This window comes from Nostoc sp. (assembly GCF_036916655.1).
Taxonomy (GTDB): domain Bacteria; phylum Cyanobacteriota; class Cyanobacteriia; order Cyanobacteriales; family Nostocaceae; genus Nostoc.
The window spans coordinates 1-20,566 of sequence record NZ_JBALFY010000017.1 but is presented as its reverse complement, the minus strand read 5'-3'; the positions used below and the strand labels follow the sequence as shown (position 1 = coordinate 20,566).

The 20,566-nt window shown below is 41.4% G+C and carries 20 protein-coding genes and 1 pseudogene; 9 read left to right on the top strand and 12 right to left on the bottom strand.

Annotated elements, in window-relative coordinates; all coding sequences use genetic code 11:
* Window positions 1-75: 75 nt before the first annotated feature.
* Window positions 76-1,923, top strand: coding sequence for an ABC transporter ATP-binding protein (locus V7L31_RS03985; protein ID WP_334695045.1), 1,848 nt, complete (start codon window positions 76-78; stop codon window positions 1,921-1,923).
* 313 nt (window positions 1,924-2,236) lie between these two features.
* Here V7L31_RS03985 and V7L31_RS03980 read toward each other — a convergent pair whose 3' ends face one another.
* A complete protein-coding gene (locus tag V7L31_RS03980) occupies window positions 2,237-2,632 on the bottom strand; it encodes a hypothetical protein (RefSeq protein ID WP_292877320.1) in 396 nt (131 codons plus the stop codon).
* Window positions 2,633-2,777: 145 nt separating this feature from the next.
* Window positions 2,778-3,041 (bottom strand): hypothetical protein, encoded by a 264-nt coding sequence (locus tag V7L31_RS03975; protein WP_334695044.1) that lies wholly within the window; start codon window positions 3,039-3,041, stop codon window positions 2,778-2,780.
* A gap of 384 nt (window positions 3,042-3,425) precedes the next feature.
* Between V7L31_RS03975 and V7L31_RS03970 the strand changes: the two genes are divergently transcribed.
* From V7L31_RS03970 to vapC, 4 genes are read left to right on the top strand one after another with little or no spacing between them, the layout of a single operon-like run.
* Window positions 3,426-3,665 carry a hypothetical protein gene (locus V7L31_RS03970; RefSeq protein ID WP_334695043.1) on the top strand — a complete coding sequence of 80 codons (240 nt, stop codon included), beginning with the start codon at window positions 3,426-3,428 and terminating at the stop codon, window positions 3,663-3,665.
* Between the two features lie 31 nt (window positions 3,666-3,696).
* Window positions 3,697-3,990 carry a DUF433 domain-containing protein gene (locus V7L31_RS03965; protein ID WP_334695042.1) on the top strand — a complete coding sequence of 98 codons (294 nt, stop codon included), beginning with the start codon at window positions 3,697-3,699 and terminating at the stop codon, window positions 3,988-3,990.
* Between the two features lie 34 nt (window positions 3,991-4,024).
* Window positions 4,025-4,252 carry an antitoxin gene (locus V7L31_RS03960; RefSeq protein ID WP_334695041.1) on the top strand — a complete coding sequence of 76 codons (228 nt, stop codon included), beginning with the start codon at window positions 4,025-4,027 and terminating at the stop codon, window positions 4,250-4,252.
* Window positions 4,253-4,654 carry a type II toxin-antitoxin system tRNA(fMet)-specific endonuclease VapC gene (vapC, locus tag V7L31_RS03955; RefSeq protein ID WP_334695040.1) on the top strand — a complete coding sequence of 134 codons (402 nt, stop codon included), beginning with the start codon at window positions 4,253-4,255 and terminating at the stop codon, window positions 4,652-4,654. It abuts the gene before it with no gap.
* 51 nt (window positions 4,655-4,705) lie between these two features.
* Here vapC and V7L31_RS03950 read toward each other — a convergent pair whose 3' ends face one another.
* Together V7L31_RS03950 and V7L31_RS03945 are read right to left on the bottom strand one after the other, a co-directional pair.
* On the bottom strand, window positions 4,706-6,895 hold the full coding sequence (locus tag V7L31_RS03950) for an NB-ARC domain-containing protein (RefSeq protein WP_334695039.1): 2,190 nt from the start codon (window positions 6,893-6,895) through the stop codon (window positions 4,706-4,708).
* Window positions 6,896-6,901: 6 nt separating this feature from the next.
* Complete coding sequence (locus V7L31_RS03945; protein ID WP_334695038.1) at window positions 6,902-7,645, bottom strand: hypothetical protein; 744 nt, start codon at window positions 7,643-7,645, stop codon at window positions 6,902-6,904.
* A 168-nt stretch (window positions 7,646-7,813) separates the two neighbouring features.
* Between V7L31_RS03945 and V7L31_RS03940 the strand changes: the two genes are divergently transcribed.
* The gene (locus tag V7L31_RS03940; RefSeq protein ID WP_334695037.1) at window positions 7,814-8,035 is read left to right on the top strand and encodes a hypothetical protein; all 222 of its coding nucleotides are present in this window, start codon (window positions 7,814-7,816) and stop codon (window positions 8,033-8,035) included.
* A 216-nt stretch (window positions 8,036-8,251) separates the two neighbouring features.
* Here the strand turns inward: V7L31_RS03940 and V7L31_RS03935 are convergent.
* Window positions 8,252-8,673: pseudogene (locus tag V7L31_RS03935) on the bottom strand (iron uptake porin); the annotation flags it as partial.
* A gap of 262 nt (window positions 8,674-8,935) precedes the next feature.
* The gene (locus V7L31_RS03930; RefSeq protein WP_334695036.1) at window positions 8,936-9,442 is read right to left on the bottom strand and encodes a DUF4363 domain-containing protein; all 507 of its coding nucleotides are present in this window, start codon (window positions 9,440-9,442) and stop codon (window positions 8,936-8,938) included.
* Window positions 9,443-10,058: 616 nt separating this feature from the next.
* Between V7L31_RS03930 and V7L31_RS03925 the strand changes: the two genes are divergently transcribed.
* The gene (locus tag V7L31_RS03925; RefSeq protein ID WP_334695035.1) at window positions 10,059-10,343 is read left to right on the top strand and encodes a peptidase; all 285 of its coding nucleotides are present in this window, start codon (window positions 10,059-10,061) and stop codon (window positions 10,341-10,343) included.
* 1 nt (window position 10,344) lies between these two features.
* Here V7L31_RS03925 and V7L31_RS03920 read toward each other — a convergent pair whose 3' ends face one another.
* The 5 genes from V7L31_RS03920 to V7L31_RS03900 all read right to left on the bottom strand — a co-directional run bounded on the left by V7L31_RS03920 (window position 10,345) and on the right by V7L31_RS03900 (window position 15,884).
* On the bottom strand, window positions 10,345-11,589 hold the full coding sequence (locus V7L31_RS03920; RefSeq protein WP_334695034.1) for a sensor histidine kinase: 1,245 nt from the start codon (window positions 11,587-11,589) through the stop codon (window positions 10,345-10,347).
* Between the two features lie 52 nt (window positions 11,590-11,641).
* On the bottom strand, window positions 11,642-12,319 hold the full coding sequence (locus V7L31_RS03915; protein WP_334695033.1) for a response regulator transcription factor: 678 nt from the start codon (window positions 12,317-12,319) through the stop codon (window positions 11,642-11,644).
* Window positions 12,320-12,342: 23 nt separating this feature from the next.
* Complete coding sequence (locus V7L31_RS03910; protein ID WP_334695032.1) at window positions 12,343-14,271, bottom strand: ABC-F family ATP-binding cassette domain-containing protein; 1,929 nt, start codon at window positions 14,269-14,271, stop codon at window positions 12,343-12,345.
* Between the two features lie 71 nt (window positions 14,272-14,342).
* Window positions 14,343-14,759 carry a DUF1824 family protein gene (locus V7L31_RS03905; protein WP_094352421.1) on the bottom strand — a complete coding sequence of 139 codons (417 nt, stop codon included), beginning with the start codon at window positions 14,757-14,759 and terminating at the stop codon, window positions 14,343-14,345.
* A gap of 276 nt (window positions 14,760-15,035) precedes the next feature.
* Entirely contained in the window at window positions 15,036-15,884 is an 849-nt protein-coding gene (locus V7L31_RS03900) for a prohibitin family protein (RefSeq protein WP_334695031.1), read from the bottom strand.
* A gap of 346 nt (window positions 15,885-16,230) precedes the next feature.
* Between V7L31_RS03900 and V7L31_RS03895 the strand changes: the two genes are divergently transcribed.
* Entirely contained in the window at window positions 16,231-18,039 is a 1,809-nt protein-coding gene (locus V7L31_RS03895) for an ABC transporter ATP-binding protein (RefSeq protein WP_334695030.1), read from the top strand.
* A gap of 38 nt (window positions 18,040-18,077) precedes the next feature.
* A complete protein-coding gene (gene ccmS, locus V7L31_RS03890) occupies window positions 18,078-18,506 on the top strand; it encodes a beta-carboxysome assembly chaperone CcmS (protein WP_292740741.1) in 429 nt (142 codons plus the stop codon).
* Between the two features lie 44 nt (window positions 18,507-18,550).
* Here the strand turns inward: ccmS and V7L31_RS03885 are convergent, their stop codons facing one another.
* Entirely contained in the window at window positions 18,551-20,404 is a 1,854-nt protein-coding gene (locus tag V7L31_RS03885; protein WP_334695029.1) for a HEAT repeat domain-containing protein, read from the bottom strand.
* Window positions 20,405-20,566 lie beyond the last annotated feature (162 nt).

Here is a 20,566-nt window from a genome sequence, read left to right as displayed (position 1 = left end):
CCATCGGACGGCTGGATCAGTCGTCCATTTTTATCTTGTAGAAAAGCTAAAATGATGCCTAAGAGATCGACTTTCATGACGAAAAAAACTAGACAAGCTAAATCTTTTCAACGTGCCCCTGATGCGCCAGATTTGCCATCAACTCCCTTCAGGTTCATTTTGTATTTCGTTAACCAGTTTCGCTGGTGGTATGTGTTAGCGGTGATCCTGGAGATCATACACGCAACCTGTGGCATTATGTTGCCCTATGCTATTGGCCAGATCATCCGGGGCGTAACGGGATCGGCGGGACACAGCCAGCCCATTTTTGATGCCATGAAGCAACCTCTGATGCTATTCATCGGCTTGAGTGTGGGTGAAGTGGTTTTCGGGCGATCGGCTGGACTTTTGCAGACGATTCTCCATCCCATTCATCGACAGCATATTGTGCGATCGCTATATGCCTACTTGCAACACCATTCGCATCGCTACTTGAGTAGCAGTTTTTCTGGAGCATTGGCACATCGGATTAGTGAAACTTCTCTAGGTGTTACCCAAACGATGCAAATGATGATTACTGAATTTATGCCAGTAATCGTTGTGTATAGCGTTGCTACGACGATACTGTATCGCGCCTACCCTCCCCTGGCTGCACTTGTGGGGATATGGGCGGTTCTCTTTATCAGTATTTCGTTCTGGCTAGCAACTCGCTGCCGAATTTATTCTCGGAAAGCCGCAGCTGCCAGAAGTGAAACAACTGGCATGATTGTAGATGCAGTCACAAATCTCACTAGTAGCCGACTATTTGCTCGTTTTGGTTTTGAACGACGCTATTTGAATGACCAATTAAAGCGCGAAATTAAACACGTGAGAGAGTCCAACTGGTACTCGGAGCGCATTCGCTGGTTTCAATTCATCTCAGCAGCCATTCTGAAAATTAGCACCCTGTATTACTCGCTTTCTCTGTGGAGTCAAGGAAAGATCACTACTGCTGACTTTGTTGTAGCAACCAGCCTGTCGCTATTGATTATCAGTGAAGCGCGTAATTTGAGCCGCCGCTTTCTGGAATTTTTTGAACACGTTGGGAATGTTGCCAATGGTGTTTTCACCATCATTCAACCCCACGAGTTGGTCGATCGCGATAAGGCGATCGCCCACTCAATCACTCAAGGTAAGATTGAGTTTCGGCGGGTGAATTTCAATTACACAGATGAAAAGCAAGTTTTCCACAATCTTTCTGTCACCATCCAACCGGGAGAGCGGATCGGATTAGTAGGCTTGTCCGGCTCTGGAAAATCCACTTTTGTCAATCTGATTCTGCGTTTATTCGACCCACAGTCTGGACAGATTATTATTGATGGGGTCGATATTCGAGATATGACTCAGGATGCGCTACACGCTCAGATCAGTTTGATTCCCCAAGATCCATCTCTGTTCCATCGCACTTTGCTAGAAAATATTCGTTACGGACGCTTGGACGCAACTGATGAGGAAGTGATTGAGGCTTCGCGCAAGGCTCATGCTCACGATTTTATCGTCCAAAGCAAGGATGGTTACAATTCTCTGGTGGGCGAACGTGGTGTCAAGTTGTCTGGAGGACAGAGACAGCGCATTGTGATTGCGCGGGTAATTCTCAAAGATGCGCCGATCCTGATTTTAGATGAAGCCACTTCTAGCCTCGATTCAATCACCGAAAAAGCGATCCAAGATACCCTCGACTTAGCAATGAATGGGAAAACAGTCATTGTAGTGGCTCATCGACTATCTACCATCGTCCATCTAGACCGGATTTTGGTGTTTGACAAAGGTCGGATTATCGAGGATGGTTCCCACGCTAAACTGCTGGCACTCGGCGGCGCTTACTACAGATTATGGAAAATGCAGGCAGGTGGATTTCTCCCAGACAATCTCGACGAAGAAAGCATACGTGTAGGCTCGCACTGACATAAATAACTTTGAAAATTAGATTTTAAATTTTGGATTTTGGATTGAATATTCAAAATTCAAAATTTAAAAAGCCTTATAGGATGCGAATCAATACAGTTAGGTTAAAGTTTTTTGATAAAAATTATAGATTGCAAAAACGCGATAAATCGCCGTCTCTACAAAAGGCGATTTATCGCGTCTTTTACTTCTCTACGAGAGGCTGCGCCAACGCTTAGAGCGAGTCATTGCGCGTCTTGATTCTGACTCCTGTTAGCAATAGCGGAGCGTTTAGCCCATTCTGACTCCTGAATTCTGACTCCTGAATTCTTCTTTAAGCAGTTTTAGCATTTTCATCTGATGCTTGTTCTGCAACATTTTTTAAGCGGCTTGACCGGATTTTGCGGATGCGATCGCTATAGCGAACACCACCTGCCATCTCATATTCGCGGCTGTCTTTGCCGTACTTAATTGCAACCACCATCAGCATTTTCTCAGAAAGCTGACTCAAGTTTTTTTCCATCTCTTCAATTTCAGTTTTAGAAGAGTCAACTACAGACAGAGCAGTATTATAAACATCAATTTTGTTGCGTAACTGGTCAATTGACTCAACTAATTTTTCTAGACTATAATCTTCATCAAATTTGACGCTTGGAACAATTGATTTTAGTCCGGCGGATCTTAACTGAGCTTTTTCTAAAATGCGGGATGTGCGTTTTTTTCGAGACATAAAATTACTCCTTTAAGATGCTGCTAGAGCTAGCTTGGCTCAATTAAACTGCGTTCCGGTTCAGTAAAACTCGCAATTTTTTTTACCAATATTTTTGATTGATGACAGTAATTTTTCGGAACTTAATTACTAGGTTTTGGTATTTCTAAGCTCCCATAAGTTTTGTAGCTGCTCCCATAAGTTTTGTAGCTGCTCCCATAAGTTCTGTAGCTGCTCCCATAAGTTCTGTAGCTGCTCCCATAAGTTTTGTAGCTGCTCCCATAAGTTCTGTAGCTGCTCCCATAAGTTCTGTAGCTGCTCCCATAAGTTCTGTAGCGGTTCCCATAAGTTCTGTAGCGGCTCCCGTAAGTTCTGTAGCGGCTCCCGTAAGTTCTGTAGCGGCTCCCATAAGTTTTGTAGCTGCTCCCATAAGTTAGGGAGTGCATAAACGCAAAATAGCTTGTTAATGAATATTCCTGCGTAGGCAAAACTTTTTTAACAGACTTCCAAATAAAAAAATATTCAATTAACTCTTGTGGGGTGGGCGTCTCGCCCGCCATACAGACTGGGCGGGCAAGATGCCCACCCCACAATATTGGATAATTTATTTCTTAGAGTTTCCTAAGCGATCGCTTAGTATTCTGTAAAAAAGATACAAGCGATGCCTACGGCGGTAAACTACGCAGTTTAGGCAAATCCAATTTCTGCGCTGCACTCCACAAGCGTGAAATACAACCTAAAGGCTTTGGACTTGACAAAAATATAACTGTTAAAATTAGCAAAATGCGAATAAAACACACCCAAAAGGAGAAAAATGCCAGCCATTGTTAAATTACAACTCTCCTTAGAAACTTTAGCAGAAGCAATATCTTCTCTTGATTTAACAGAAAAACGTCAACTTCAAGAGCTAATTGAGCAGCAAATTTTTGAGGACGAAGAAGCGTTGTACGAAGACGATGCAGAAACACTGGCAGAAATTCAAGCAGTTTGCGCTGAGTATAGCAATGGTGAGTCAATGACTCTAAATGAATATCTTGCTAACTGGTCAAATTAGAGATAATGTAAAAAATTTCGGAGAACAAGTTTTGACAACTATTACTGATATTGGCACACTCATTAACCATCATTTTGAAATACACGGCGGTTGTCCGATTGTTGCTGGTACAGGGGTTACAGTAAGGCGCATAGCTATCTGGTACAAACAAGGTTATAGCGCCGAAGAGATTGCAGATCAAATTAGTCATCTGACTTTAGCGCAGGTTTATGCAGCTTTAGCTTATTATCATGCTAACCGCGACCAAATTGACGCTGACATTGCAGCAGAAGAAGCAGAGGGAGACAGATTAGAGAAACTGCATAAAACTCAAAAACTTTCATGAGCCAAATTCGTTTGTACGTGAATAAAGTAATATCATGAACACAGCCAAACTTAGCACTGATGGCACTCACCAAATCGTTATTTTGCCCGAAGATTTTCAACTTACTGGCACAGAAGTCTATATCAAAAAAATTGGTAACGCTATTGTTCTCATTGCCAAAGATAACCCCTGGCGATCGCTCATCGACAGTCTAGACAATTTCTCTGATGATTTTATGACTACTAGAGAGCAGCCACTCATGGACACCAGAGAGAGTTTGTAAATGCGATACCTGCTTGATACCAATATTTGCATTTACCTTATCAAGCAAAAGCCCCAAAAAGTGCTAGATAAATTTCAAACCCTGAGCATTTCTGATGTGGGTATTTCCTCTATCACTGTTGCCGAACTTGAATATGGAGTAGCTAAAAGCCAACAGCAAGAGAAAAACCGCACCGCCCTGCTACAATTTTTGCTACCTCTAGAAATTGTTGAATTTAATCAAGCATCTGCAACAATTTACGGCAGTATTAGAAGCGATCTTGAAAATAGAGGACTTATCATTGGTGCAATGGATATGCTCATCGCTGCTCATGCTATAAGTTTAGGAGTTACTCTCGTCACCAATAATTTGCGCGAATTTTCTCGCATTCCTGGGCTTTTGTTAGAAAACTGGGTTGAGTAGCTGTTAAATCTAACTCTCTTAAATTACGAATTACGAATTACGAATTACGAATTATTTCCACCATCGCGCCACATCCACAATTACACGAGCAATTTCTGCCGTTGCTGCTTCACCACCTAATGCAAAGATAACTGGAAACAATGCTTTGATATTTTGCAGCAAATTAGGGCGAGTGCGAAGGCATAACTTATCAAGTGTATCTCGCCAGAGAGGGAAAAGTTTGGCATTTGGCATTTGTGACAGACCGGAAGCTAATGCACTCAGGGCTAGGGCGCGATATTCCTCATCCTGAATTGCCCTAGTGGCTTCGAGTGCTTCTGGTAACAATTCTGGCAGTTTGTCGGCTAATACTATCAGGGCATGGGCGCGAGATGTCTCAGACTGAATTGCCCTAGCGGCTTCGAGTGCTTCTGGTAACAACTCTGGCAGTTTGTCGGCTAATACTATCAGGGCACGGGCGCGATATCTCTCAGACTGAATTGCCCTGGCGGCTTTGAGTGCTTCTAATAACAACTCTGGCAGTTTGTCGGCTAATACTATCAGGGCACGGGCGCGATATCTCTCAGACTGAATTGCCCTGGCGGCTTCGAGTGCTTCTGGCAACAACTCTGGCAGTTTGTCGGCTAATGCACTCAGGGTCAGGGCTAGGGCGCGATATCTCTCATCCTGAATTGCTCTGGTGGTGGAGAGCTGAAGGGGCGACAACTCTGGTGGCAGTTTGTCGGCTAATGCACTCAGGGCTAGGGCGCAATCGCTCTCAGACTGAATTGTCCTAGCGACAAAGAGTGCTTCTGGTAAAAACTTTGGTGTTAGTTTGTCCGCTAATGCAATCGGGAAATTGGCGCAATCGCTCTCAGACTGAATTGCCCTGGCGGCAAAGAGTGCCTTTTGCAGTGCTAAGTCTTGAAGATTTGGTGGCAAATAAGCGACTAGTTCTGTCAGCGAATTAATTTTCTGATTGGGATTTGGGTTTTGTAGAGCGTAAGCCAGTCCTTGTTCAGGAGTCCAAAAATTGTTTTTGACTAGTGCAACCAGCAGTTCTGCTGGTACATTAGCTGCCAGACTATTAAGAGATGCAGTAATCAAAGCATAGCGACACTGCAAACTCACAACTTGCGGTAAAGTTGATTCATTCCAATTCGCTTCTGCTAATTCCCAAGCACGAGAAATATCTGTGATATAACCGCCAGTTTGTGCCAATTGTTCTCGCACTTCATACCAGCCATTGCTTCCAGTTGCAGACTCTTCCCGCAATAACTGGTGAATCTCTTCTAACTGTCCAGCCTTTTGCAAATGCCAAACTAAATACTGATGAATGTAACCATCATCGAGTAAAGTATGCCATAAACCATTCTGGGTTTTCTGCCGATATTTCTCCAACAAACCAGCATGAGCATCAGCAAGGTTTAAACCCAACCCAGCCAAATCTCCTGGGCGCTTTGGCTCAGAGGGAGCAGTTAACAAATTACAAGCTAAATCGTGGAATAAGTCATGTAAGCGATAGGTAGGCGTACCATCAGCAAGCGGTACTCCTTTTAATAGCAATGCTTTATTCCGTAAATATTGCAACATCTTGGCAGCATCACGCTTATCCATCTGCCACAGCGTTGCCGCCATCATCTTATTAATGTTGACATCCTCCGGCAATACCCCTAACCAAGAGAAATGCTGCTGCTTTTCTGGTGGCATTCTCTTGACACTTAAATTTAATGATGCGGTTAAACTCAGGCGTTTTAAACTAGCCTCATCAGTAATTTCTTCAGCTTCCGGTCGATCAAAACTTGTTAATCTCGCTACTTCTTGCTGAATATCCGCCAACAGTTCATTCCAAGTCGTACCACAGGCAACTTCGGCGGCTGCAAGTTCCAATGCTAGGGGAAGATAACCAACGCCTTTGGCTAAATTTTCTGCTGAGTGACGTTCTATGCCTGTAATCTCGCGTCTTAATTTCTTGGTCAGCAATTCCATTGCCTGGTCTGGTTTCATTATATCCAGACTGTAGGTATTGGCTGCTAAGGCATCGGCAATAGAACCTTCACGAGTAGTTACTAAAACTTGACAACGCGCCCCACCAAAATTAAATGCTTGTGCATCTTCGGTATTCCAAGCATCATCCACCACCAGCAACACAGCCTTGTCATAAAGCAGAGTCCGCAAATGCAAGGAAGTTGCTTCAACACTTGTAGGCTTAAAGCTATAGTCTCCTAATGCTTGCACCCAGCCACTAAGTAAAGCCAGCACATTGGGTTATTGACCTAATGTTGCCCAAAGAATGCCATCACAAAAACGAGATTGTATTTCTGCATTATGGGCTAAAGCCGCAGCTAAAGTAGATTTGCCCACCGAACCCAAACCGTGAATCGCAGTAATTACCAAAGTGCGACTATCAGACAATGAACCATTTAAAAGACGAGTCTTTAAATCATCGCTGTACTCTGGGCGTTCTACAAAGTATGTGGGTAAAGGTGGCGCTTGAAATATACTTGTGTGACTTAACCCCCTAACCCCCTTCCCTACAAGGGAATGGGGAAAATTCAAAGCCTCTCTCCCACAGGGAGAGAGGTTTGGAGAGGGGTTATTTAATTTTGATTTCTCTGGTCTACTACTTTCCCACGCTTCATCAAACCTTTTCAGGTTCTTCTCTCTATCCTTTGACCATAGCTTTAAAGTAAAACGCCAGTCATCAGAACCTTGAGTTTGGAGACGGTTATCTTCCAGAATCTTCAAAAAATCCTTCAGCAAATTCAGCGCTTCTCGAATTTGCACTTTAGTTAACTTGCCAGGATATTTATCTTTTTGCGTCAGTAACTCCAACGTAACTAACGTAGTCTGCACAGTTAGCTTGGGGTTAGCGCTGTCTGCTTCTTTCCAGTCGGACTCAATTTTAAAGTTATTGTCCTCAAATTCTCCATCGACAAAACAAAGCAACGCCTCTAGCAGACGCTTGACTCGTTTCTCAATTACAGGGCCTTTAGTAGATTCTCGTGGCATTACATCCAAAAAATTGAGTAAGAAGTTTGGGGCTACCCCAGATTGAAACTACCACCCCAAACTCATGTAATCCAGATTCTAAGGCATTTTCAGCGACATTGGGGTATTTGCATAAGGGCACAACCCCAAAGAGAACCTATATCTATCAACTCTTTGGGGCATAACCAAATGCAAGTCCGTCAAATTCTCGGTAAAACCATTGCTTTGTTGCTGGCAATGCAACTATTCTTGATTGGTTTACAAGCTAAAAGCCAGATTGACCAAGGTAAATCATCCATTGAGGTGTTGATTTGGATGACTCAACAATATATTTCAGTGCTGGTTAAAATTCGCAGCTTACAGGATAAAAGGGAAAGAAATGATTCTCCAAAGCTCAAAAGTAAAAGATGAAGTGGTAGGGTGTGTTAAGCAGAGGCGATGCCGACGGCGGTAGACTACGCAGTTTATCAGAGATAGTAGCGTGTTGTGGAAGTGCGATCGCCATTATCATGACTTCAAAGGTTACGCTTTCCCTCACGTCTTCGCAAGCAAAGAAAGTTTGGGGGTGGGGTGTTAGGAAGCTTTCTTCAAGACTAAACTCCTCTCTTAACAAATCCAGATTTACTTTTAGAAAGTAAAAGTAGTTCTCAATGCACCAATGACAGCATCATTGTTATTGCTGTTGTTATCCGGCGAAGTCAACCAAATAACTCCAGGAGTAATGGTAATATTGTCGCTCATCTTATACTGGTAGAACGCTTCTAGATGATAGGAATTGTTCTTATCTTTGCCAATTTGGGCAACACTGGAACTTGTTACATAAGGTTCCATGCCAACCACAATACCGCTAGATTCCCTTTTTTACCAAGGTCGGGGAATGCTAAAGTAACTGCCCAGTTCCAGATATCCAGACTTCCCCGATTAATTCCACTGCCATTACTTGCCAAGATCCGAGTGTTAGTATAGCCAGCCCAGCCACCCAAGATAAATTTATCACTCAGTTGTAATGATGCTTCTGCACCATAAGCATTAATGGATACTGGCAAATTAGCGCCAGAACAAGCACAACAAATGGAGCCTGCTGAAGAAAACTCCAGAGAACTTTTGCTTTTAACATTTTTATTTTTCACACAAAAAATTAATCAGGACTAGTACAATGTCTAAGTTAATTTTGATAGTTTGTAGTAAGCACTTTAGTGCTTAAAATAATCAGGACTAAAATCCTTACTACAAACTTGCTTATCCATCAATTTCAACTTGACGTACTACTAGCAAACTAGCCAACAAATACTTAGTCTATGTATTTAGCTCTTAAGGCTTGGCTACACTAGTGACATCCTTATTAAGAACCCCTAAAGCTGTTGACAATTTCTGTTTATTTGGTGCAGAGGCTTTCAGTCCTGCCTTAATCTCATCGGCTTTATCTTCAATTTCTTTGTAAGTCGTAGGAGATTTAGCTTTAACTCCATCCTCAACCTTTGACCAGAAATCTTCAAATTTATCAAATTCCCCTTTAGCTTTGGTAAAATTTCCTCCCTCAACTGCGGCCTTAGTATTGGTTACAACACCCTGTAGACCTTGAAATTCAGTTGTTTTAGTGGGAGTGGCTATTGCACTAGGGGTAGTTGTTGCAGCGGGAGTGGGAGTGGCTGCTGCATCAGGGGTGGCTGTCGCAGCGGGAGTGGGAGTGGCTGTTGTATCGGCAATAGAACTCCCGGTAGGTGGTGTCTGTGCAGTAGGTTCATCACCCTTACTGCATCCAACCAAAGTCATCATGCTGATTGCAGCAACTATCAGTACTGGATTAAAACGATTCATTGTAAACTCCTCATCAAAACTCGTTTGTGTAGATTAGTACCGCAATGTGGAAATCAAAAGTCTTTCATTTTGGGCCTTCTGGCTGTAATAAAATAGTAAATTTATTTCCGCTGACTTGTACTAGCGTTCATATTTTACGCTGACTATGAACAAAAATATTAGGTAATATTTTTGTAATTTAAATATTAAAGCCATCAAGGTAAAAAACTCGGAAAGAACTAATATTTTCTCTTTCCGAGTTTTTTACTTGTCATGCCTTACCTTAAGAACAGAGTCTATCAAGACTCCTCACACCAATTGCTGACTTTGAGTTTTGTCAGACAAAACTCGATTTTTCTGATCTCATTTGCATTTCAGGTAATATTGAGCCTACATTGTATTGTTGAAGAAGAATTCAGAAGTCAGAATTCAGGAGTCAGAATCAATCAGTCGGGGATTCATACCGCGCAGGAATTGAAGACCACTAAATTGAAAATTTAGTGGGGGTTTTAAACCCGGTTATTCAGACGTTCCTACGTCGCTAACGCTGTGCTATCCGCCAGTCGTACAAAATTCATTCTGACTCCTGACTCCTGAATTCTGTTCAATAAAAAGTTTCTACTACCGGAAAAATACTATGAAACGTTCATTTCGTAAGTATCATCGTATCCTTGGCATCATCCTATCTGTGCCACTGATGTTAACCGTGCTGACTGGGATATTAACAACCTTTGTCCGCGAGTGGTCTATTGGTATAGGAGTTCCAGCTAGCTTCCTCTTGAGTATCCATACAGGCGAAATCTTTCATCTGCAAGGAATTTACCCAATTTTGAATGGATTAGGATTTTTGGGATTGTTGGTGACAGGATTAAATATGTCTGGTTTATTTGGTAAAAAAACTCGGCAAAACCCTAAGAATTAAACTAAGAAGCTAATGGCAAACGTACCTGAAAGCAGCTACCAACACCGATTTCACTGGTGACGGTAATATCTCCTCCATGAGTTCTAGCGATCGCTAATGCAATAGCTAATCCTAAACCTAAGCCTCCCTCTCGCTGGTTTCTAGCCCGATCTGCTCTCCAAAAGCGATTAAAAATTAACGGAATGTGTTCTGGAGCAACACCAATACCAGTATCTTGAACATTTATGGCTACAAACCGCTCAAGTTTCACCAGAGAAACTATGACAGTCCCTCCTTTAGGTGTATAGTGCAAGGCATTTTGCAACAGATTAGAAAATAATCGCTTTAGTTGAATAGCTTCACCTTGAATGAAGACTTCTGTTGATATTTCTGATTTGAGAGTAATTTCCTTAGATACTGCTTGCGGTTCCAAAAACTCCACCAAATCCTCTAATAATTCATCTAAAGGAATACTAATCCATGCAATCATTTTAGTACTCGTTACTGCATCGGTTCGAGCTAATAAAAGTAAATCTTCTACTAATCGAGTCATTTGATTACTTGCAGATGATATTGCTTCCAATTTATTTAAATTAGCTGGATGAATTCTCTCTGGATAATTCATAATCACTTCAACTGAAGTTTTAATAATTGTTAAAGGACTACGCAACTCGTGGGAAGCATCGGCAGTAAACTGTTTTAATTGCTCGATACTTTGCTCAATTGGCTGTAAAGATTGTCTTGTTAGCCACCAACCACCTAAGCCGCTAAGAATTATGACAATCAATCCTCCTAACTCAAATCCCCATAAAACTCTATTTAGTTCTTCTTCTAATTCTTCTGTCGATTCACTTACCCGCACATAGCCTTGAAGCTTTTTTTTTCTTCCACTTGCACTATGCAGATAAACAGGAATAGTAATACTGCGAACTTTATGGTGTTGGCTGATATCAAAGTTAGCAGTAAAAGACATTCGAGAAATAGTAGTTCCCGCTTTAGCCAATAGCCGACCATTAGCATCAAACCATTCTACTCCTTGATGATTTTCACGTAAATCTTGCCAAGGAATATCTAAATCTCCATCATCATCATTATCTAAAATTCGAGGTATTTTAGTATTAATTGCTTTTTTGTCTACTGGCGCTGCTATTAAGTTGTGAGCAGCTGCATTTGCTAAATTGACAATTTCGTTATCTAACTTTTGATAAAGATTATAAGATAAAAAATGGTAAACAATTGTGGTAGCAGTCCCCCAAATTGTTACCATTACACCTAAATATGAAAATAAAAGCCGCCTGCTTAAAGCCTGAAGCATCAATTTAAAAAGTTTGTTTGAGTCGATAACCTAAACCGTATATTGTCTCAATAAAATCAACATTAGCTCCAGCAAATTTCAGTTTTTGTCTTAAACTCCGAATATGAACCTTGATTGTTTCTTCTCCTGGTGGCTCTTCAAAAGACCAAAGATGTTTCAGAATTTCGTTGCGATTAAACACTTGATGGCTGTGACGTAAAAACAATTCCAAAATTCTATATTCTTTGGGAGTCAGATGTACTGGTTGTCCATTATATGTAACTTCATAATTACTTGGATCTAAACGCAACTTTTCCCACTCAAACACAGGGGGTAAAATAGTAATTCCCCGCCTTAATAAAGCGCGAATTCGAGCCATTAGCTCTTGTAAATCAAAGGGTTTGACAACATAATCATCCGCTCCGGCATCTAACCCAATTACTTTATCTGTGCTACTGTCTTTTGCAGTTAGTAACAAAATAGGTATAGAATAGCCTGCTTGCCGTAGTTGCCGACACAAAGTTATACCATCCAACTTTGGTAGCATCAAATCTAATACTATTAAGTCATAAGGAAAAGCTTTAGCAAACTCCCATCCCACTTGACCATCATTTGCAATATCAACAAGATAATTTTGGTCAATTAGTACTTCTGCAAGTGCTTTTGCAATCCGATATTCATCTTCTACTAAAAGGATTTTCATAACTACCCGACTAGCTGGTAATTTCAAGACTCCATTTCAGCCAATTCTAACCAGCGTTCAGTCGCCACATCGATCGCGTGCTTGAGCTTTTCTACACGATCGTACAATTTCTGCACTTCGCTATAATTACCCGGTGAGACATTCCCTAGTGTTTTCTCGGTTTCTGCCTTCTCAGCCTCTAACTCGGCAATTTTACCTTCCAACTGCTCAAATTCTTTTTTCTCCCAATTGGATAACCTCCGGCGCTTGGTATTCTCTCCATCCTTGGGTGAAGCTGCACCATTCTGGGTTTCAACATTTTTCGGCTTCTCCTTAGCGTTCGCAGCCTGTAGCTGTGCCTCTTCAGCCTTCTTATAGTCCAGATAAATCGAGTAATTACCTGGATATTGCCGCAGATTACCGCCTTCCTCAAAGGAAAATACTGTGTCGATGGTGCGATCGAGAAAGTAGCGATCGTGAGAAACTACAATTACACACCCGGCAAAGTCTTCTAAATAATCTTCTAATACTGCCAATGTCTGAACATCTAAATCGTTTGTCGGTTCATCTAAAATTAAGACATTGGGCGCACCCATCAAAACCCGCAACAGAAATAAACGGCGTTTTTCCCCACCAGAAAGTTTACTAATTGGGGCATACTGCTGATTACCAGGAAACAAAAACCGCTCTAACATTTGCGAAGCAGTAATTTGAGTTCCATCGGTAATTTTGACAAATTCTCCTTCTTCTTTGATATAGTCAATCACGCGCTGACTTTCATTCAATGCTGTGAGCAATTCTTCCGAATGTTGGTCAAAATAACCGATGTGAATTGTAGTCCCAATTTCTGCAATGCCGGAATCTGGCTTAACCCGTCCAGTAATGATATCCATTAAAGTCGATTTACCAGCACCGTTAGCGCCAATAATGCCGATGCGGTCTTCTGGACTAAATTCGTAGGTGAAATTATTAATCAGAGTGCGTCCATTGTATGCCTTAGAAACGTTATCTAATTCAATAACTTTTTTACCGATGCGACGACCAACTGTCGAAATATCAACTTTACCCTGAACTTGTTTAAATTCAGTATCCCGCAGAGCGTGAGCGCGGTCAATTCTCGCTTTTTGCTTGGTACTTCTGGCTTTCGGCCCTTTTTTGAGCCATTCTAACTCGCGGCGCAACAAGCCTTGGTGTTTGCGTTGACTACTTACGGCAGATTCTTCAGATAAAGCTTTCTTTTCGAGGTAATATGAATAGTTACCTGTATAGGTGTAAATGTCGCCTCGGTCGATTTCAATAATCCGGTTGGTAACGCGATCTAGAAAGTAGCGATCGTGAGTAATCAAAAACAATGCGCCGCGATAGCGATTTAAATAACTTTGTAACCACTCTACAGAAAGAGCATCAAGATGGTTTGTCGGTTCATCCATGAGCAAAGCATCTGGTTCTGATAGCAAAGCTGATGCTAAAGCAATGCGCTTGCGATAGCCTCCAGATAAAGTGCCTATCTTGGCATCAAAATCAGAAATTCCTAATTTTGTCAGGATGATTTTGGCATTTGTTTCTAGTTCCCAAGCACCACTCGTATCCATCCGTTGCATCACCACAGAAAGGCGAGACATCAGTTGACTATCATCTGGATAGTGAACCAATTTATCAGAAAGTTCTTCATACTCGCGTACTATAGCAATATGTTCGCCACTGTCAGCAAAAACTTGCTCTAAAACTGTGTGATTTTCATCTAAATCTGGCTGCTGCGGTAAGTAGATGATTTTAGAACCAGAGTTAATTAAAATTTGACCGCTATCAATGGATTCTAACCCGGCGATCATTTTTAATAGGGTTGATTTCCCAGAACCATTAGTCCCAATTAATCCAACTTTATCGGTAGCATCAAGGCTAAAACTCGCATCTTTTAAAATTTCTTTGATACCAAAGTCTTTTTTTACTGATTGTAGTGTAATAATACTCATAAGATTAAAGTCATTAATTATTTTTCATTAGTGAGTAGGTAAGATATTTGTCTTACCTACATTGCCAAATTCTATACAAATAAGTCCAAGGGAAGGTGTCCATACATTTCGTTGATTCCATCTTCGTCATAAGACTGGCAAGATACTAATACACCACGATGATGTCCATCATAGGAATCAAGATAACACAAGCCGTTTTTACCATTTAATTTGATATAAACTGGGCCTTCGGGTGTCAGTAAATTATTTGGTGGTTCATAACCCAAAGCCAGAGAATAGGTTTTCATCGCCAATATTCCCTCTTCTGCTGTATCAGCACAAATTCCTAATATTTGGTAATCAGTAAGCTTGGCGAGCAAAATTAAGGCATTACGAATTACTACTTTTTCTGATGAGTTGAGGATAGGAGCAATGTCTAGACAGTTGAATTTGTTCAGTAATTTTTTCGCTTCTTCGGCGGTGAGATTCTGAGGATTAGGGGTTGACATAAACTTCGACTATTATCTGGTTGGTTTTTCTGTGGTGTTTGAGTTGGGACTACTACCGCAAGGCGGAAGTCAAAAGTCACTCATGCTTTAATTACGGGTTTTCTGGCTGCTGTAATGAAATAGTAGGTTTATTTACATCAACCTCTACTAGCCCAACTCATCCCATTTTGGATTTTAGGTTTTGAATTGGAAATAGTCCAATGTATTGTAAAATTTGTCTGAGGTCAGAGCAAACTCCATAATTTTAGACCTTGTTATCTCATGCCCACTTCCCTTTTACGGCTGATTTTGGACATTCCCAAGGTTGAATATAAAGGGTACACCATTTTTTGAGTCATTACCCATAACCAAGACTTTGGGCATCTGAGCGCCGCCAGTCTTCCAAGCTTCAATGGCTTCTTTTTGCAGAACTAACTGTCCTCCTTGGGCTTTGAGTGTCTCTGCTAAGAGTCTTTGAGCTTCTGCCCTACCTTTGGCACGATTAATGTCTGCTTGTGCTTCTTGTTCAGCTTCCCGTGCTACGTAAACGGCTCTTTGCGCCCGTTGTTCAGCAATTTGCTTTTCTTCGACTGCTCTGGCAAATTCTGGCGAGAATGCTAAATCAACTACGCTAGTATCTAATACAATTATCCCATATTTGTCTAAGCGATCGCCTAAGGCTTGATCAAAGTCTTCTTTCAATTCACTTCGTTTCGTAATCGCTTCTTCTACTGTCCTTCTAGCTGCGGCAATTTTAAATGCTTCTTGTGTCTGAGGTGCAATGATTTTTGAGACAATATTCTCTAATGTTCCTTGTTTTCTTCTAACTTCAACTACCTTTATCGGATCGAGGCGAAAGTTAATTGCAAATCTCGCAGATAAATTTTGCAAATCTTTAGTGGAACTCTCCGCTGGCACTTCAAATTTTTGCACTGTTAAATCATACACATCTATCACAGTGATAAAAGGCGGTTTCACGTGAATACCTTCCAATAAAGCGCCATCTCTGGCTTTACCCAAGATACTGATTACTCCTGCTTGTCCTGGGTTAATAATGATAAAGGAATTTAGCCCGATAATCACTAGTATTGCTAACACAATTACGAAAACTGTGGTTTGCCAATTACCCAATTGCTGATTTTTCAAATTCCTTTCTCCAATATTTAGTTATTTGTCATTGGTCATTGGTCATTTCTCATTAGAGGATGTCTGAAAAGTTTTTTTGTATACATCTAACCCTTGGAGATCCCCCTAAGTCCCCCTTCAAAAGGGGGACTTTAAGACTCTTGTTCCCCCCTTTTTTAAGGGGGTTAGGGGGGATCAAGAAATATTTGATACTTCTCAGACATCCTCTTAGGTATGGTTATTTCCCCAGTCCCCAGTCCCCAATTTAAGTGTCTCATTAGTCTGTCTGAATCAATCTTCAGACTCAAGACTTAGAACTCAAGCTTTGTTCCGTGCTAATATCAGTGGCACAAAATCGCAAAAAGCCGTGGCTACTGTCTTAAAATCTCATCGGGCATCAAGAAGGCGTAAACATTCAGCGCATCCTCTCCAGCGTTTGCTGGACTATGGACACCAGTATCGTAAACAAATTTGGCTGGCGACTACTTATTCTACCCTCAATAAATTTTTCGATTTAGCACCACCCGGCTTAATTGGCGTGGCGGTAGATGTTGTAGTTAAGCAACAGGATTCCATAATTGCACAGTTAGGGGTACGGGATGTCTTTCAACAATTTTTGATTATTTCCTTCCTGACTGTGGTCATTTGGATACTTGAATCGGTTTTTGAGTACGCCTACGCTCGACTTTGGCGGAATTTGGCTCAGAATATTCAGCATGACTTGCGTTTGGATGCATACAAACATTTGCAAGAGTTGGAATTGGCTTATTTTGAAGAACGCAGTACTGGCGGTTTAATGTCTATCCTCAGTGATGATATTAACCAATTAGAACGGTTTTTGGATGGGGGAGCGAATGATATCATCCAAGTTTCTGCAACTGTTCTAATTATTGGCGCTGCTTTCTTTATTTTGGCTCCTAGTGTAGCGTGGATGGCTTTGTCACCGATGCCATTTATCCTCTGGGGTTCCTTTGCTTATCAACGACTGCTTGCGCCTCGCTACGCTGATGTCCGCGAAAAAGTAGGTTTTCTCAATTCGCGGTTGTCAAATAATATCAGCGGGATTACTACTATTAAAAGCTTCACTTCTGAAGCTTATGAAGCCTCTCGTTTGGAATTAGATAGTGACGCTTATCGTCACAGCAATTCTAAAGCAATTACTCTTTCTGCTGCTTTTGTGCCACTAATTCGGATGCTGATTTTGGTGGGTTTCACGGCATTACTTTTGTATGGCGGGATGGCAGCGGTTTCGGGAACAATGTCTGTAGGTACTTACAGCGTATTAGTGTTTTTAATTCAGCGATTGCTGTGGCCTTTAACTAGATTAGGCGAAACTTTTGACCAATATCAAAGGGCAATGGCTTCTACTAATCGAGTCATGAATTTATTAGATACTCCTATTGCTATTCATACAGGTGATGTAGCTTTACCTGTGAATGAAGTGCGCGGTGAAGTGCAATTTAACAATGTTTATTTTGCCTATAAAGATAGATTTCCAGTAATTAAAAATCTGTCTTTGGATATTCCAGCGGGGAAAACCATTGCAATTGTCGGTTCAACTGGTTCTGGAAAAAGCACTTTAGTCAAACTTTTGCTGCGGTTGTATGAGGTGCAAGCTGGAAGCATTACTCTCGATGGCATTGATTTGCAAAGTTTGAATTTGCAAGATTTACGGCGCTGCATCGGTTTAGTGAGTCAAGATGTGTTTCTATTTCATGGCACTGTAGCGGAGAATATTGCTTATGGTAGCTTTGAGACTACAGAACAAGAAATCATCACGGCAGCGAAGATAGCCGAGGCGCACGAATTTATTATTGAATTGCCCGAAGGTTATGAGACAATTGTGGGGGAAAGAGGACAAAAGTTATCTGGTGGACAAAGACAACGGATTGCGATCGCACGCGCAGTCTTAAAGAATCCCCCCATTCTGATTTTAGACGAAGCTACCTCGGCGGTGGATAATGAAACAGAAGCGGCAATCCAGCGATCGCTAGAACGGATTACAGTAGATAGAACTACAATTGCGATCGCTCATCGTCTTTCCACTATCCGCAATGCCGATTGCATTTATGTCATGGAACATGGGAAATTAGTAGAGTCGGGAACCCATGAGCAATTGCTGGAGAAAGACGGTATTTATTCCGGCCTCTGGCGTGTACAGTCAGGTTTGAGATAAGTTTCGCCTATTGTCTGTGTCTTCATTACGAATGATTTATGTTTTTTGGTAATAGTCAACCAGAATCAGGTGATACTAAGTGGCGTCGCCAGTTGGATAAGTTTGTCAAAGCAAATCAGCAAGAATTGGCGGCGCTGTTTTGGGGATTGTGGTTAGCAAATGGTGACAGTCAGGGTACTGTTGGTATTGATTTGCAACCAACGCCACATTTTGTTTATTGTCCGAAAGAACAGATAGAGAATTTAAATATTAGAGTTGAGAATCGGCTTCAGGAAATTTTGGGAATTGTGGAGAATCACAAGCCGGATGTGGAAGTTGTGATGATTGGAATTGGGAAGGGGGAAATTAAGTTAATTCAGTTTGCACCGGAACCAGCACCACCGATTTGTTTTGAGGAAGTTGGGAAGGATGTGGATGGGTTATTGGATGTGTTGGAGGAGAGGATGAGGGAGGAGATTGTTTTTTAACGCAAAGGGACGCGGAGGAGGAGAAAGAACTCTGCGCTTGTTGTTTAGTTGATTGCTTTGTGGAAGTCTGGGTAAGTTAGATTTTCGGCACAATGCCAGATAATGTTAAATACGGCTTCGTAGCGATACGAATTGTTTTTGTAGAACTGTTTACCTAGATAGTCTTTTAGGGTTATGACTACTTGTGGTAAATGTTCGCTTTGGAGGATTTTTGTCAAACTATCAGCTATATCCAAGAGACAGGATTCATAGGGTAGAAGAATAGTGGCGTTGTTGCAGCAGTTTTTATTGTCATCATCTTGTTGAAAAATTTGAATAAATCGGAGCAGAGTAGGGATAACTTCGTTGAGCTTCTCTTGAACCAATTTGTTTTCTGGATCGAGTTGTTCTAAATTTTGAACTGCATCTGTGAAGATTGATTCATGTTCATACGGATTGCTTTGCCGTATTTGACATAAGGTAGCGATCGCCTTTGGATTACCAGGATCAATTTTTACTAGGCTTTTGGCTGCATACAAACGCCCACATTTATATTGAGATGTTTGAATCCTCTCTAATAGAGCCGGAATCACTATTTTATTACCTGGATCAATTTTTTCTAAACTCGCAACTGCATTGCATAATAGGTAATCATCTTTAGTCGAGGCAATTAACTCGATTAAAGTTAGAATTGCAGCTTCATTACCAGCACCAAAAAGCCCTAAGTCCTTCACTGCTAGGTTGAGATAAGAATGATCGTCAGCAGTCCTAATCATCTCAACTAGAGCATTAATTGCAAGTTGATTACTGGGGTCGATTTGCGATAGAACTCTAGCTGCTCCGTCCGCGATATACTGGGCATCATCTGGATGTTTTGGGGATTGTCCCAGATTTTTAACTAGCCCGAATAGGACATTAATTGCAACTTGATTATTAGAGTCTACTTGTAGGAGACTTTGAGCTGCTTGCAAACGTTCGTTATCAGACTGTGAGGTTTCAAGTGTTTTTGATAGAGTGGCGATCGCAGTTTTATTCTCTGGCTCAATTTCCAGTAGATATGTAGCCGCGCGATTTATAAGAGATATATTCGCAGAAGTTTCGATTATGTGGATTAAACTCTTGATTATAGATGCATTACCAGGATCAATTTGCCACAAAGCTTGACTTGCATCAAAACAGATTCTATCACCCTGGTTTATCTGTAAGAATTTGACGAGGGCTGCGATCGCAGTTTGATTACCCACAGCAATTTTTCCCAATGCTGCGATCGCATTACAACAATTGTCCTTATTCAGTGTTGTCTCCATAAGGTGAACTAATGCAGCGATCGCAGTTTCATCACCAACTGGTATTTCCCCAGGATTTTGATTTATCTGACAAAATGTTTGTGTATTTTCAACAACTGGTGTTAGCAGTGTCAAGGCTGCGATCGCACTTTTATTACCCGGATCGAGTGTTCCTAATTTCTCGGCTGCAACTCTAAGAATTGAACGACTTTCAGTAGTATGAACCAGATGGACAAAAGCGGCAATTACCCGTTTTCTGTCGGTTAATTCCAGGGTTTTTCTAGCTGTCTGCACCAATGGTTTTGGTAGTATCTGCCAATCTCGCTTATCTTGCCGAAAATAGGCATAACTCCATTTGAGCAGTTGTTCTACAATTGCATCACCCAAACTACATTCTGGGAACTGGGATAAAGCCTCAGCCGCCAAAAAATAGGCGCGATACCGATAAAAATCGCCGCAACCGTCATCAAAATCTATTAAAGCTTGGATAAAATCTTCTTTTTGCTGCCTATCTACATCCTTTTGGCTGAACCAGTGGAGAATCTCTGCTTTCCACTCCGGCTCAAAGATGCGGTAAGTGCCTTGATTTAAATTGCTGCGATCGTGGTTAAAGAAATACTGCCAATCATGCATTGCCTCCTACCCACTGCGAGATGTGGGACGAAAGGGATTTAAACGAATCTTGCTACATCAGTTGCCTTTCACTCTAGACAATTAGGGAGAGAGTTTAAAAACTTGAGTGCATATTTTCAGATGCCCCTGTATTGCTTCATCCCAGGTGGGGTAAAAGTTTCT